Origin of the sequence: Kitasatospora sp. NPDC001540 (assembly GCF_042894345.1) — a bacterium.
Taxonomy (GTDB): Bacteria; Actinomycetota; Actinomycetes; order Streptomycetales; family Streptomycetaceae; genus Kitasatospora; species Kitasatospora phosalacinea_C.
This window is the reverse complement of the sequence record NZ_JBIAVO010000017.1, coordinates 14949-28892: the sequence shown is the minus strand read 5'-3', so window position 1 is coordinate 28892 and position 13944 is coordinate 14949. Positions and strand designations below refer to the sequence as shown.

Genomic DNA, 13944 nt, shown 5'->3' with positions numbered 1-13944 from the left:
GGGTGGGGGCGCCCGTGCCACTCACGCCGGGACTCGCGGCGTCCGCTCCCGGGCGGGCGCCGCGGCTCTCGGCGTCCTGGCGTTCCGGGCCCCTCCCGCCGCTCGCGCACGCTCGTGCACCACTTCGGGCGAAGCCGCCCGCGCGGAGGCCCGGGCTCCGTACCCTCGTGTGAAGAAGGTGTGGGGACGCCGGTCTTTCCCAGGGGGTTTGCTTCGTCATGCGCGTTGTCATCGCAGGTCAGGGCTACGTCGGACTCCCGCTCGCGGTTCGCGCCGCCGAGGTGGGGCACCGGGTCGTCGGGTACGACGTGGACGAACGCCGGATCAAGCGGCTCGCGGTCGGCGAGTCGTACGTCGAGGACATCCCCGGGGAGCGGCTGCGTCCGCTGCTCGACTCCGGGGCGTACCTGCCCTCCGCCGACCCGGCCGACGTCGCGGGGTTCGACGTCGCGGTGATCACCGTCCCGACCCCGCTGCGCGAGGGCGTCCCCGACCTGTCCTACATCGAGGCCTCGGCGAAGCTGCTGGGGCGGCACCTGAAGCCCGGCGCGACGGTGGTGCTGGAGTCCACCACCTACCCGGGCACCACCGAGGAGCTGCTCGCCCCGCTGCTGGAGGCGGGCTCGGGGCTGCGGGCGGGCGCCGACTTCCACCTCGGCTACAGCCCGGAGCGGATCGACCCCGGCAACCCGGTGTGGAAGCTGGAGAACACCCCGAAGGTCGTCTCCGGCACCACCCCCGAGGGCCTGGCCGCGGTCTCCGACTTCTACGGGCAGCTGGTCGAGCGGACCGTCCCGGTGTCCTCCTGCAAGGAGGCGGAGCTGACCAAGCTGCTGGAGAACACCTTCCGGCACGTCAACATCGCCCTGGTCAACGAGCTCGCGATGTTCGCCCACGACCTCGGCATCGACGTCTGGGAGGCCATCGACGCGGCCTCCACCAAGCCCTTCGGCTTCCTCCGCTTCACCCCCGGTCCCGGCGTGGGCGGGCACTGCCTGCCGATCGACCCCTCGTACCTGTCCTGGCGGGTGGAGCGGGCCCTGGGGCAGTCCTTCCGGTTCGTCGAGCTCGCCAACGACGTCAACAGCCACATGCCCGACTACGTGGTGCGCCGGCTCACCGAGGCGCTCAACCAGCGGCGGCGCAGCGTGAACGGCTCCCGGGTGCTGGTCCTGGGGCTGGCGTACAAGCCGAACACCGGCGACGCGCGGGAGACCCCGGCGGCCCGCGTCGTCGAGCTGCTCACCCGCCAGGGCGCCGAGGTCCGGGCCGCCGACCCGCACGTGGTGGCGGGCGTGCACGTCGCCGAGCCGCACGTCCCGGGCCAGCGCACCGCCGCCCACGAGGGCGGCCCGCTCGCCGCCGTGCACCGGGTCGAGGCCACCCCGGAGGAGCTGGCGGCCGCCGACGCGGTCGTCCTGCTCGCCGACCACGACGAGTTCGACTACGAGGCGGTCGCCACCCACGCCCGGTACGTCCTGGACTGCCGCCGCCGCCTGACGGGGGCCGCGGTCGAGGTGCTGTAGCCGGTCACCTCCGCCGCGACGCCCCCTCGCTCCGGGCTCAGCCCCGGCGCTGGATGCGGTTGCGGTCCGGGCGGGTGTCGTGGTCGATGCCGTCGTCGACGATGACGATCTTGGGGACGATGCGCTCCTCGACGGTGGCGTCCGGCTTCGCGTCGGCCTTCGGCTCCGGCTTCGCGCGGGTCTCCGGCGCGGCCGCCGGGGCGGTCGCGGGCTTCGGGGGCAGCGGCTCCTTGGCGAAGCTCGCGGGCTTGGCGGGCGGGGCCGGGGGCTGGGCGGGGGCCGCGGGCGCGTAGGGCTTGCGCGGGTCCTCCTGCTTGGGCTTGACCGGGCCCAGCACGGTGGTGGGCTGGTCGGTGGCCGGGGCCTTGGCCAGGTCGGCCTTCTTGGCGGCGACGGCCTCGGCCGCGTCCTCCGGGTCCTCGATGGCGCCGACGGCGGCGCCGGTGAGCGAGGCCAGGGTGCCCTTGATGTGGTCGAGGTGGGTCTGGACCTTGTCGAGGCGCTTGGCGAAGTCGGCCTGCTCGCGCTCGCTGGCGGCCCTGATCCGGTCGGCCTTCTCCCGCGCGGCGGCGAGCGCCGCGTCGGCCTTGGCCTGGGCCTCGGTGTCGAGGCGGCGGGCCTCGGCGAGCATCGCCTCGCGGTGCTGCTCGGCCTCCTTGACCCGGGCGTCGGCGGCGGCGGTGACCTTGGCCACGGCGGCGTCGGCGGCGGCCTCGGCGGCGGCGAACTCCTCGTCGGCCTTGCGGCGGCGCTCGGCGAGCGCGCTCTCGGATTGCTCGGAGGCGTTGGCCGCGGCGACCCGGACCCGGGCGGCGTGGCCGGTCGCGGCGTGGATCAGGGCGCGGCACTCGGCGTCGGCCTCGGCGCGGATCCGCTCGGCCTCGGCCCGGCTGCGCTCGTCGGTGCGGCGGGCGAACTGCTCGGCGTCCTCGCGCAGCTTGGCGGCGTACTCCTTGGCCGCCTTGGCCGCGGCCTCGCCCGCCTCGTGGGCGGAGTCGCGGGCGTCCTCGGCGGCGCGCTCGGCCTTGGCGTGGATCGCGTCGGCCTCGTTGAGGGCGATGCCGAGCAGGGCGGCGGCCTGGTCGCTGAGCTCGGCGAAGTCCGGGTCGGGGGCGTCCTCGGCGGCCTGCTTGATGTCGGCGAGGCGCTTCTCCATCTCGCGCAGGCCGCCGCCGAGGACGCTGAGCCGCTCCCAGGCCTCGTCGCGTGCGCGGATGAGGGCGGTGACGGCCGCGTCGACCTGGTCGGGCGCGTAGCCGCGCCGGGACGGGGTGAAGCCGTACTGGGACACGGCGTCGCTCATTTCGGCTGTTCTCCTCGTGCTCGCGGGCTGCGCGGCCCCGCTGGGTGCGTGGTTCGGGTGGGTCGGGGTGAACCGTCCCATTGACCTATTTTGCGCAGATACGAACGCAAACCAAACAGGGCCGCCGCGCGGCCGGGGAAACCGGCCGCGCGGCGGGGCACTACAGCAGACCGTCCCAGAACTGCTCGACGAGCACCGCCCACCAGCTCTCCGGGGTGTGCACGGCGGCCGGGTCGACGGCCATCAGCTGGGCCTGGAGGTCGGTGGTCCAGCGTCCGGCCTGTTCGGGGGTGAGGCCCAGCCGCAGCCGCCACATCCGGGCCAGCACCGCCAGGCAGCCGACGAACTCGGGGACGCCGGTGTTGACGAAGCGCGGCGGCTCGGCCGGGTTCTCCAGGTCGACGGCGACCACCGCGGCGGTGCCGTACTGGACGCACAGCTGGCGGCCGTAGTCGTTGCCGAGCACCAGGTAGCCGCCGAAGTCCGGGCCGGGCGGCAGGCCGCGCTCGGCGGCGAGCTCGGCCAGCGTCGGGATGGGGCGGCCCTCCTGCGCCTGGGCCCAGAAGAACGGCGCGAACTCGCGCGGCAGGCCGACCCACATCAGCGTCTGGGCGACCGGCTCCGGCACGCCCTGCCGGGCCACCGCGCGCTGCTCGAACCGGAACATCGAGGGGCCGAACAGGGCGCCGAACTCCGCCGCGAGCTGCTGCGGCGGCGCGGGCGGCTGCTGCTGCGGGACGGTGCCGGGCGCGGGCAGCGGCACCCGGACGGTGCGCGGGCGCGGCGGTGCCGACACCAGCTGGTGCAGCTGCTCGACGTGCTCGCTGAGCACGTTCATGCCCGCCTGCCGGGACGCGGCGTCGCGGCCGTACGGGGCGGTGTGGCTGATCCGGGCGTTCGGCCAGGACGCCCGCACCATCCGGGCGCAGTAGCCGCCGGGCAGGTCGCACAGCTCCAGGTCGGTGTGCACCTCCAGCACCTGGTCGGCGGGCACGCCGAGGCGGCGCAGCTCCTGCAGGGCCTTCCACTCGGGGTGCGGGGTGCCCAGCTCGGAGGTCATCACCAGGTTGAGCTCGGAGCCGTCCGGGCCCCGGTAGTTGACCACCGCGGTGGTGCCGGGGCCGACCGTCGGCGGACCGGCCGGCGGCGGGGCCACCGGCGCGGGGGCTCCGGGCGGGAAGCCCGGACCCGGCTGCGGGCCGCCCGGGAACGGCGGCGGCGGCGGGGGCGCCTGGAACGGCGGCGCGCCCTGCGGCGCCGGGGCGCCCGGGAACGGCTGGCCGGGGGCGCCCGGCATCGGGAACGGCGGGGTCGCGCCCGGCGGCAGCTCGATCGCCGGGGCCAGCTGGGTCGCCTGGTACGCGACCGCGGCGGCCGCGGGCGCCGGGGCGGCACCGGGCGCGCCGGGCGCGCCCTCGGCGCGCAGGCCCGCCGGGGCGGGCGGCGGCGGGGCACCGGGGCCGCCGCGGCCGCCGGAGTGCGCGGCGGGGCCGCCGCCGGGGGGCAGCAGCTCGTTCGGCGGCGGGGGCGGGGGCGCGCCGGGGCCGCCGCGGCCCAACTGGGCGTGCGCGGGTCCGCCGGTGGACGGCAGCAGGTCGTTCGGCGGGGGCGGCGGCGGGACGCCGGGGCCGCCGCGGCCCAACTGCGGGGTGCCGGGCAGCGGCTGGCCGGGGCCGGGGGCGCCGGGCAGGCCCATCAGCCCGGGCGGGCCGTCGGTGGCGAGCATGGTGGCCGCGTAGTTGACCCCGGGGCCGGACGGGCCCGGCGGAACGGGCGGGCCCGGCGGGACGGGGGCGGCGGGCGGGACGGGCGTGCCGGGCACCGGCGTGGCCGGACCGCCGACCGGGTACGGCGGGGTGGCGCCGGGCGGCACGGGCGCGGGGGCACCGGGCACGGGGACGCCGAGACCGCCCGGGGCGAGCACGGTGGCGTCCTCGGAGCCGGGCACGGCGGGGCCGCCCGGAGCGCCGGGCGGCGGCGGCACGGGCAGGCCCGTGCCGGGCGTGCCGGGCGTGCCGGGCGTGCCGGTGAAGTAGCTCGGTCCCTCCCCGCCGGGCTCCGGCAACTGCCCGCCCTGCTGCACCGGGACGGGCGGCGGCACCGGCGCGGCAGCCGGAACGGGCGCAGGAGCGGGCGCGGGGGCGGGCGCCACGGGGGCGGCGGGCGCCGCCGCGGCGGGCGCACCCAGGCGGTCGGCCTCGGCGGCGATCGCGGCGGCCCCGGCCTCCTGCAGCCACTGCGGGGGGCTGAGCAGGAAGGAGGTGGCCTCGACCGCACCGCGCACCGGTTTGGCGGCGCCCGCCGGGTTGGGGGCGCTCTCGGTGCCGTACAGCTCCTCGTACTGCCGGACCACCTCGTTGACCGGCAGCGGCGGCCAGAGCGTGCTGGCGCCGCCGTCGCGGGCGATCACCAGGCGCAGCGAGGTGCCGGGGCCGCCGGTGTGCTCGCTGCCGTCGACGGCCCAGCAGACGTAGCCGAGGTCGAACTCGCGGACCTTCACCTCGCGGTGCTGCGAGCGCGGCACCCCGGCGTTGATCCAGTCCTCGGCGGTCTCCTGCGCCTGCGCGTACGTGGTCACCACGTCTCGTCCCACCCTCGTCGTTCTGGTCAGTTCACCGGGACGGCGCGGGCGAAGCCGCCGTCCACCATGAGTTCGGCGACGGTCTCCAGCTCCGCGGGGCTGCCCGCGAGGCGCAGCAGGAACGCGTCGAAGCTGTCGGCGCAGGGCAGCAGGAGGCGCTGCACGCGCTGCTCGACGGACTCGTCCGAGCCGTCGTCGCGGGCGTCGTCGTGGGGCAGGAAGCCGACCGAGCCGGTGCCCTCGCCGCGGACCTTGACGGTCAGCAGGCCGCCCTGCAGGTAGGCGACGGCGAGGTGGTCCTTGGTGAGGTGGTCGCGCAGGCACTTGTTGGCGTACACCAGGTCCTGGGTGCCGTACTCCTCGCTCAGGGTGAGGAACGGCTGGTCGACCAGCAGGCCGAGGTCCACGTCGAGGGCGACGCCGGCCGGGCCGCGGCCGCCGGTGAGCTTCAGGAAGTCCCGGTAGGCGGTGGGCAGCGGGTGGCCGAGGCGCTGTTCGGCGCGCTGGACGAGGTCCTCGGTGACGACGAGCGGGTCGCCGCCGTCCTTGGCGAGGGCGAAGTGCGCGGGGCGGCGGTCCTGCAGCGGGCGGGTGCCGCGGCGGGTGTGGTCGGCGGTGGAGTTGGCCAGGCCGCCGTGGTGCCGCAGCAGGGCCTTGACCTCGACCGGGACGAGTTCCATCCGGCGCCAGCCCGCGGGGGCGCGGCCGACCACGTGGTGCCACGTCCAGCCGGGCGGGGTGGCGACGGCGCTCTCCAGGTCGGCCCAGAGCTCGTGGCCCTGGGTGTACAGCGCGGCGTTCGCCGACACGTAGTCGGTCAGGCGCAGTTCGTCGACGCCGAAGCCCTCCGGCGGGTCGGCGACCTCGGCGGCGGCGGCCGCGTACGGCGCGAAGTCGGGGTGGCCGTTCTCGTCGACGCGCACGCCCCGGGGGTGCCGCTGGGCCCGGACCGGGTCCGGGAACTGCACCACCTGGCCCGCGTACGCCGCGTTGGGCACGGCGGCGGTGCCGGGCCGACCTGTCGTCATCTGTGGTCCCCCACTGGCAGAAGCCGATTTCCTCGGGGACCAGCGTAGGGCAACGGCCGTTCGCGTTCGGGGCACGGGCCCACCCTGACCGGCGGCCCGGACGGCCGGGGGCCGACCGGGTGCCCGGCGCGGGTCAGCGGCGGCGCAGCGCGGCGGCCAGCGCCTCGGCGACCCGGGCCTGCTGGCCCTCGGTGAGCTGCGGGAACAGCGGCAGGGTGAGCAGTTGCCCGGCGGCCCGCTCGGTGACCGGGAACGCGCCCTCGGCGTACCCGAGGTGCCGGAAGGCGGGCTGCAGGTGCACGGGGACGGGGTAGTGCACGCCCGCGCCGATCCCGGCCTCCTGCAGGGCGGCCAGCACGCCGTCGCGGTCGCGGTCGACCCGCACCGCGTACAGGTGCCAGACGTGCTCGTTGCCGGGCAGGGTGCGCGGCAGGGTGAGGCCGTCCAGGCCGCCGAGCAGTTTGTCGTAGCGTTCGGCGGCGGCCCGGCGGGCCTCGTTCCAGGCGGGCAGGCGGCGGAGCTTGGCGCGCAGCACCACGGCCTGCAGGGTGTCCATCCGGGAGTTGAAGCCGAACTTCTCGTGGACGTACTTGCGGGCCGAGCCGTGGTCGCCGATCAGCCGGACCGCGTCGGCGAGTTCGGCGTCGTCGGTGACCACCGCGCCCGCGTCGCCGTACGCGCCGAGGTTCTTGCCCGGGTAGAAGCTGGTGGCCGAGATCCGCCCCCAGCTGCCGGACGGGCGGCCGTGCCGGGTGGCGCCCTGCGACTGGGCGCCGTCCTCGACCACCGGCAGCCCGTCGGCGACCTCCAGCAGGTGGTCCACCGGGGCGAGTTGGCCGTTGAGGTGGACGGGCAGCAGGGCGACGGCCTGGGTGACCCGGTCGGCGGCCTGCTCGACGTCGATCAGCAGGTGCTCCTCGTCCACGTCCACCAGCACCGGCCGCAGCCCGGCCCGGACCACCGCCTCGGCGGTGGCCACGAAGGTGTTCGCGGGCAGCACCACCCCGCCGCCGGGCTTCAACTCCAGTGCGCGCAGAGCCAGTTCCAGCGCGTCGGTGCCGTTCGCCGTCCCCACCGCGTGCCCCACCCCGGAGAACGCCGCGTACTCCCGCTCGAACGCGGCCACGTCCGGGCCCTTGATGTAGGCCCCGCTCGCCAGCACCGCGTCGAAGCCCGCGCGGACCTCGTCGGCGATCTCGGCGTGCGAGGCGTGCAGGTCGACCAGGGGGATGTTCGTCATGTGGGCAGAACCTTTCGGGGGTAGGGGGGCCTAGGGTCCGTCTTCAAACCCCCGTCGCAGCCCTGCGGTGTCTGGTGCGTGCTCTCGGCGTGCCGGGTGGAAGGCCTCGTACTGGCTGTACTTGGCCTTTCGCCCGGTGCGGCGAGAGGGCGTGCCAGGCATCGTGGGGCAGGCGGGGGTTTGAAGACGGGCCCTAGCGGCCCAGGGCCGCCTTGAGCGCCGAGACGACGTGGTCCTGCTGCGCGTGGGTGAGCGAGTGGTACAGCGGCAGGATCAGCGTCCGCGACGTGATCGTCTCGGTCACCGGGAGCGGCACCCGGGCGGTGCCCTTGTACGGGGCCTCCAGGTGGGCGGCCATGATGCCGCGCCGGGCGGAGACGCCGTCCGCGGCCAGCCGGGCGAGGACCTCGCCGCGGTCGGGGGCGTCCTCGGGGAGCAGCAGCCACAGCGACTGGAAGTTGGAGGTGCCGTGCGCCGGGTCGCCGACCAGCCGGGCGGCGAGTTCCGGGCCGAGCAGGTCCCGGTAGCGGTCGGCGAGTTCGCGGCGGCGGGCGACCATCGCGGGGAGCTTGCCGAGCTGGACCAGGCCGATCGCGGCCTGGACGTCGGTCATCCGGTGGTTGAAGCCGATCTCGTCGTAGGTCTCGACGATGCCGGCCCCGGCCGCCCCGGCGTGCCGGTCGGCGGCCGAGACGCTCATCCCGTGCTCGCGCAGGCGCCGCAGCCGGGCGGCGAGCGCGGCGTCCCGGCAGGTGACCATGCCGCCCTCGCCGGTGGTGAGGAGCTTGCGCGGGTGGAAGGAGTAGGCGGCGATCTCGGCGCCCGCGCCGGCCGGTCGGCCGCGGTAGACGGAGCCGGCGGCGCACGCGGCGTCCTGGACGACGACGGCGCCGCGCGGTTCGACCAGGGCCCGGATCGCGTCCAGGTCGACCGGGACGCCGCCCTGGTCGACGGCGACGACGGCCCGGGTGCGGTCGGTGAGCAGCGGGGCGACGGTGTCGGGGGTGAGGTTGCCGGTGGCCGGGTCGACGTCCGCGAAGACCGGGGTGGCGCCGACGTAGGTGACGGCGTTGGCGGTGGCGATGAAGGACAGCGAGGGCACCACGACCTCGTCGCCGGGGCCGACGCCCGCGCCGATCATCGCCAGGTGCAGGGCGGTGGTGCAGGAGGAGACCGCGACGGCGTGCGGGACGCCGAGGTGCTCGGCGAACGCCCGCTCGAAGGCGGCCACCCGGGGGCCCTGCGCGACCCAGCCGGAGCGGACCGCCTCGGCGGCGGCCTCGGCCTCCTCGTCGCCGAGCCAGGGGACCATGACGGGGATGGTGGACACGGTGGTGCTCCTTCGCATCGCGCAGGGTGGGCGGCCGCGCCCGTGGACGGTTCACCCCCGCCCGGGCGCGGCCGGCTCCCGCGGGCGTCCTGCGCGCTGCGCGCTAGCTCTGCTCGCGCCACCAGGCGACGAGCTTGCGCAGCCCGTCCTCCAGCCCGAGTTCGGGCTTCCAGCCGAGGTCGCGCTCGGCCGCGGAGATGTCGGCGAGCCGCCGGACCACGCCGCCCGCGGTGTCGCGGGCCGGGCCGTGCTCGACGTCGAGGTCGGAGTCCATGGCGGTGAGCAGGGCGTCGGCGAGGCCGCGCAGCGAGACCTCGGTGCCGGAGGCGATGTTGTAGACCCGGTCGGTGACGGGGGCGGCGGCGGCCAGCAGGTTGGCCCGGGCGATGTCCTCGGTGTAGACGAAGTCCATGGTCTGGGCGCCGTCGCCGAAGATCAGCGGAGGCTGCCCGGCGGCGATCCGCTCCATCCAGCGGATGAAGACCTCGGTGTAGCGGCCGTGCACGTCCATCCGGGGGCCGTACACGTTGAAGTAGCGCAGGGCGACGTAGTCGAGGCCGTGCATGGCGTGGAAGCTGCGCAGCAGGCCCTCGTTGAAGACCTTGGCGGCCCCGTACAGGGTGTCGTTGTGGTACGGGTGCTGGGTCTCGGGCGTGGGGAAGGTGTCCGCCAGGCCGTAGACCGAGGCGGTGGAGGAGGCGACCACCTTGCGCACGCCGGTCTCCGCGGCGGCCTCGACCACGTCGAAGGTGCCGTCGACCATGACCTCCAGGGCGAGCCGGGGTTCGGCGGCGCACTGGGTGATCCGGATCGCGGCGAGGTGGAACAGCAGGTCGGTGCCGGTGCCGAGCAGTTCGCGCAGCAGGGCGCGGTCGCGGATGTCGCCGTCGACGACCCGCAGCTGCCCGGGGGCGGCGAGTTCGCGGGCGCGGGCCAGGTTGGCGGTGCGGCCGCGGACGAAGTTGTCGAGGACGACGACCTCGCGGGCCCCGGCCTCGACCAGCTGGTCGACGACGGTGGAGCCGATGGTTCCGGCGCCGCCGGTGACCAGGCAGCGGGAGCCCTCGAGGGGGACGGCGGCGTTCATCGGGCGGCGGCCTTCTGTTCGGCGGTGCGGTGGCGGGTGATCGGCCCGGCGTCGGCGGCGGTGTCCACGGGGACGGTCGCGCCGCCGAGTTCGAGGCTGCGGGAGGCGGCGTGCAGCAGGCGCAGCACGCGCAGTCCGGCGCGGCCGTCGGTGAGCGGGGCGCGGCCCTCGGTGATGGCGGCGGCGAACTCGCCCATGACGTTGCGCAGCGCCTCCTGCTCGACCAGGGCGGGGGCGACCACGTCGCCGACCCGGTAGGAGATCAGGGCGCGGTGCCGGATGGCGTCGGTGAGTTCGTCGGGCGGGGTGAGGTCGACGCCGCGGTCGTGGACGGCGAGCCGGGCCTGCGGGTTGAGGTCGTCCCAGACCAGGGTGCGGCGGGAGCCGCCGATCAGGGTGGTGCGGACCTTGGTCGGGGAGAGCCAGTTGACGTGGCAGTGGGCGAGCGCGCCGTTGGACAGGCGCAGCGTCAGGTAGGCCACGCAGGCCCGTCCGGCGCCGATCGGGTCGGCGGCCTGGGCGCTGACGCCGACGGGTTCGACGCCCGGCGGCAGCACGAAGTCGAGGATGGACAGGTCGTGCGGGGCGAGGTCCCACAGCACGTCGACGTCGGGCTGGACCAGCCCGAGGTTGATCCGCACCGAGTCGAAGAACTGGACGTCGCCGATCTCGCCGCCGTGCACGAGCTCGCGGATCCGGCGCACCACCGGCGTGTAGCAGAAGGTGTGGTCGCACATCAGGACGAGGCCGCGCTCCTCGGCGAGGGCGACCAGGTCGGCGGCCTCCTCGACGGTGGTGGTGATCGGCTTCTCGACCAGGACGTGCTTGCCCGCCTCCAGGGCGGCCCGGGCCAGCCGGTGGTGCGCCCCGGCGGGGGTGGCGATGGCCACCGCCTGGACCCGCTCGTCGGCGAGCACCTGCGCGTACGAGGTGGTGGCGGCGACCGTGGAGTACTCGCCGAGGACCCTGCGGGAGCGCTGTTCGTCGAGGTCGCACAGCCAGTGCAGCCGCAGGGCGGCGGTCTGCTGCGCGTTGCGGACCAGGTTCGGTCCCCAGTACCCGGCGCCGACGACGGCCAGGCCGATCCGCCGGTCGGGCGGGCGTTCGGTGCTGCCCGGTGTGGGCACGTGTTCCCCGGGCGCCTCGTGCGCCACGACGTTCGACCCCATCGCAAGACCCCCCTTGCCGCCGCGTCGCTCGAACGGTACCGGCCCGGCCGGGCCCATCGGGTCACAATCGGCAAAACCGGTGAAGGCCAGCAGGGGCGCGTGCGGCGGGAGTTCGGCCCTCCGTACACCTCCGCACGCCCCGTGTCCGTACCCCGGCGCGGCGCGGCCCGAATCGGTTTGGCAGGCTGGATGCTCTCGGGTGAGGATCCCCTGTCAGTGGGGTTCGCTACCCTGCGTGATCCACCGTCCGTCAGCAGACCCCCGGCAGCGGAGAACTGCCGGCGCACCGCACCGATGCCGAGGAGCAGTCATGGACCAGTCGGGCCCGCCGCCCGTGCTGCGGCACCAGCGCGACAGCCTGCTGCCCGCGGTCGCGGCCGCGCTGTCGCTGCGCGGCGGCGAGGTGCACACGCTGGCCGGGGAGAAGTCGGAGCCGGCGCCGATGCTGCACCCGCTGGTCGGCGAGTTCCTGGCGGGGCTGCCGGTGGAGAAGCGCGAGCGCTTCGTGGGCCGCTGCCCGGAGGCGGCGCTGCTGTCCCAGTACCTGGGGCAGGTCGACGCGTCCCGCTCGAAGCGGGCCGCGCGCAAGCCGATGACGGTGCAGGAGGCCCGCAAGGCGCTCAAGGGGGCCCGGATGACCACGCTGCGGATCCGCGAGGAGGGCGACCCGGCGCACGGCACGCACGCGCCGCCGTGCCGCTCCTGCGCCCCGCTGCTGGAGCACCTGAACGTGGCCAGCGTCGCGGTCGGCCCGCCCGGCCGCTGAGCGCGCCGCCGCCGAGCGCGCGCCCGCACGCGCCTCCGCCGCGCACCCCGCCCCCGTCCCCGCACTCCCGGAGCACGCCCTGAACGCCAGCACCGTCCGCACCCAGCCCCGGTTCCCGGCCGACGTGGCCGCCGCCCTCAAGCAGGCCGGCTGGCACCCCGGCCGCTGGGAGATCCGGCAGGCCGAGCAGTGGGCCGACGCCCTGGTCGCGTACGGCGGCCCGCAGGAGCCGCAGCACGCGGTGTTCCCGGCCGCGATCGAGGCCTGGGCGGAGTTCGGCGGCCTGGCCTTCGACGTCCCGGGCGCGGGCGCCACCCTGGCCCGCACCCCGTTCCTGCTCGACCCGCGCTGCGGCCTGCACGCCCCGCGCACCCTGGCCGACCTCGGCCGCGCCCTCGACACCCGGCTGGCCCCGCTGGGCGAGGAGCTGTACGGGCAGGCGCTGCTGGCGATCGACGAGCAGGGCCGGGTGTACAGCCTCGACCACACCGGCGAGTGGTACCTGGGCGCCAGCGTGGACCGGGCGATCGGCACCCTGGTGCTCGGCCACGCCCCGCACCGGCTGCGCACCGCGTCCGACCCCGGCTGACGCCCGCCCGGCCCGGCGCCGCGTCAGGCCGGGGGCGCCACCGCGCGCCGCAGCCGGGACGGCAGCACCGCCTCCACCCGGAACCCGCCGTCCCCCTCCGGCCCGGCGTGGAACGCCCCGCCGAGCGCCACCACCCGCTCGCGCATGCCCACCAGCCCGTTGCCCCCGCTGGGCAGCGCCACCGGCACCGCCGCCCCGCCCGGGCACTCGTTCACCACCGACACCCGCACCCCGTTGGGCACGTACGCCAGCAGCACCGAGACCCGGGCCCCGCCCGCGTACTTGTGCGCGTTGGTCAGGCCCTCCTGCACCACCCGGTACGCGGTCTGCTCGGCCTCGGCGACGTACGCCCGGCGCTCGCCGCTGACCGTCAGCGACACCGCCATGCCCGCCACCCGGGACTGCTCGACCAGCTCCGGCAGTTCGGCCAGGCCGCCGACCGGGGCCTCCACCTGCTCCTGCGGCTCGGTCATCCGCAGCACGCCGAGGATCTCCCGCAGCTCGTCCAGCGCCTGCCGTCCGGTCTCGCCGATCAGCTGGGCCGACTGCTGGGCCCTCGCCGGGTCCTTGGGGACGATCCGCTCCACCGCGGCGGCGTGCACCACCATCAGGCTGACCCGGTGCGCGACCACGTCGTGCATCTCCCGGGCGATCCGGGTGCGCTCCTCGGCCCGGGCCCGCCAGGCCCGTTCCCTGGCCTGCTCGGCCAGCAGCGTCAGCTCGGTCTCCAGGCCCTGGGCCCGGTCCTTCAGCGACTCCACCAGGCGGCGCCGCGCCCCCACGTACAGGCCGGTCACCATCGGGGCGACGGCCATGCCGACCGCGACGAAGGCCGCGATCAGCACGAACACCCAGGTCGGCGGGAGCGGTTCGGCGGGCGGGGCCTTCGTGGGCGCCGTCATCGCGAACAGCACCATGCCGAAGGTCTCCACCGTCGCGACCGCCGACAGCACCACCACCCGGGCCCGGCGCGAGGGCCACTCCCAGGTCGCGGCGAGCGTGTACAGCGAGACCACCAGCAGCATCACGCCGAAGAAGCCCGGCACGAACACCAGCGCCACCACCACCGGCACCACCGGCCACCGCCGCCGCACCACCAGCGACGCCCCGGCCAGCGCCCCCAGCACCACGCACACCACCGTGACGGGCGTCCCCCAGTGCAGCCGGTCCCGGAGCAGCCCGTACGCGCCGACGGCGCACTCCAGCCCCGAGGCCACCGCCAGGCCCACGTCCAGCACCGCGCTGCGCCTGCGCGCCCACCACCACACGCCGTCCCCCGCCGGCTTCTCACTCATGACCGACACGATACGCAAGCGGCCCCGGCG

11 protein-coding genes are annotated in these 13944 nt (G+C 76.2%); 3 read left to right on the top strand and 8 right to left on the bottom strand.

All coding sequences use genetic code 11. The annotated features are described in order from the left end of the window. Window positions 1-218 precede the first annotated feature (218 nt). Window positions 219-1526 carry a nucleotide sugar dehydrogenase gene (locus tag ACFY00_RS20685; RefSeq protein WP_388032963.1) on the top strand — a complete coding sequence of 436 codons (1308 nt, stop codon included), beginning with the start codon at window positions 219-221 and terminating at the stop codon, window positions 1524-1526. 37 nt (window positions 1527-1563) lie between these two features. Here ACFY00_RS20685 and ACFY00_RS20680 read toward each other — a convergent pair whose 3' ends face one another. The 7 genes from ACFY00_RS20680 to ACFY00_RS20650 form a co-directional block, all read right to left on the bottom strand. Beyond that, window positions 1564-2829 carry a hypothetical protein gene (locus ACFY00_RS20680; protein ID WP_388032962.1) on the bottom strand — a complete coding sequence of 422 codons (1266 nt, stop codon included), beginning with the start codon at window positions 2827-2829 and terminating at the stop codon, window positions 1564-1566. Window positions 2830-2989: 160 nt separating this feature from the next. Continuing rightward, window positions 2990-5422, bottom strand: a complete 2433-nt coding sequence (locus tag ACFY00_RS20675) for an SUKH-4 family immunity protein (protein WP_388032961.1) — start codon at window positions 5420-5422, stop codon at window positions 2990-2992. 14 nt (window positions 5423-5436) lie between these two features. Then, window positions 5437-6438 carry an SMI1/KNR4 family protein gene (locus ACFY00_RS20670; protein ID WP_388032960.1) on the bottom strand — a complete coding sequence of 334 codons (1002 nt, stop codon included), beginning with the start codon at window positions 6436-6438 and terminating at the stop codon, window positions 5437-5439. 133 nt (window positions 6439-6571) lie between these two features. After that, entirely contained in the window at window positions 6572-7678 is a 1107-nt protein-coding gene (locus ACFY00_RS20665) for a DegT/DnrJ/EryC1/StrS family aminotransferase (RefSeq protein WP_388032959.1), read from the bottom strand. Between the two features lie 193 nt (window positions 7679-7871). Further along, on the bottom strand, window positions 7872-9008 hold the full coding sequence (locus ACFY00_RS20660) for a DegT/DnrJ/EryC1/StrS family aminotransferase (protein ID WP_388032958.1): 1137 nt from the start codon (window positions 9006-9008) through the stop codon (window positions 7872-7874). 103 nt (window positions 9009-9111) lie between these two features. Beyond that, complete coding sequence (locus ACFY00_RS20655; protein WP_388032957.1) at window positions 9112-10095, bottom strand: NAD-dependent epimerase/dehydratase family protein; 984 nt, start codon at window positions 10093-10095, stop codon at window positions 9112-9114. Then, window positions 10092-11264: a Gfo/Idh/MocA family protein gene (locus ACFY00_RS20650; protein ID WP_388032956.1), complete on the bottom strand. Its 1173-nt coding sequence runs from the start codon at window positions 11262-11264 to the stop codon at window positions 10092-10094. The genes ACFY00_RS20655 and ACFY00_RS20650 overlap by 4 nt, the downstream gene beginning before the upstream one ends. Before the next feature lie 310 nt (window positions 11265-11574). Between ACFY00_RS20650 and ACFY00_RS20645 the strand changes: the two genes are divergently transcribed. Further along, window positions 11575-12030 carry a YwqJ-related putative deaminase gene (locus ACFY00_RS20645; protein ID WP_388032955.1) on the top strand — a complete coding sequence of 152 codons (456 nt, stop codon included), beginning with the start codon at window positions 11575-11577 and terminating at the stop codon, window positions 12028-12030. 124 nt (window positions 12031-12154) lie between these two features. Continuing rightward, the gene (locus ACFY00_RS20640; RefSeq protein WP_388032954.1) at window positions 12155-12619 is read left to right on the top strand and encodes an SUKH-3 domain-containing protein; all 465 of its coding nucleotides are present in this window, start codon (window positions 12155-12157) and stop codon (window positions 12617-12619) included. A gap of 23 nt (window positions 12620-12642) precedes the next feature. Here ACFY00_RS20640 and ACFY00_RS20635 read toward each other — a convergent pair whose 3' ends face one another. Next, complete coding sequence (locus ACFY00_RS20635) at window positions 12643-13914, bottom strand: sensor histidine kinase (RefSeq protein ID WP_388032953.1); 1272 nt, start codon at window positions 13912-13914, stop codon at window positions 12643-12645. Between the last annotated feature and the right edge of the window lie 30 nt (window positions 13915-13944).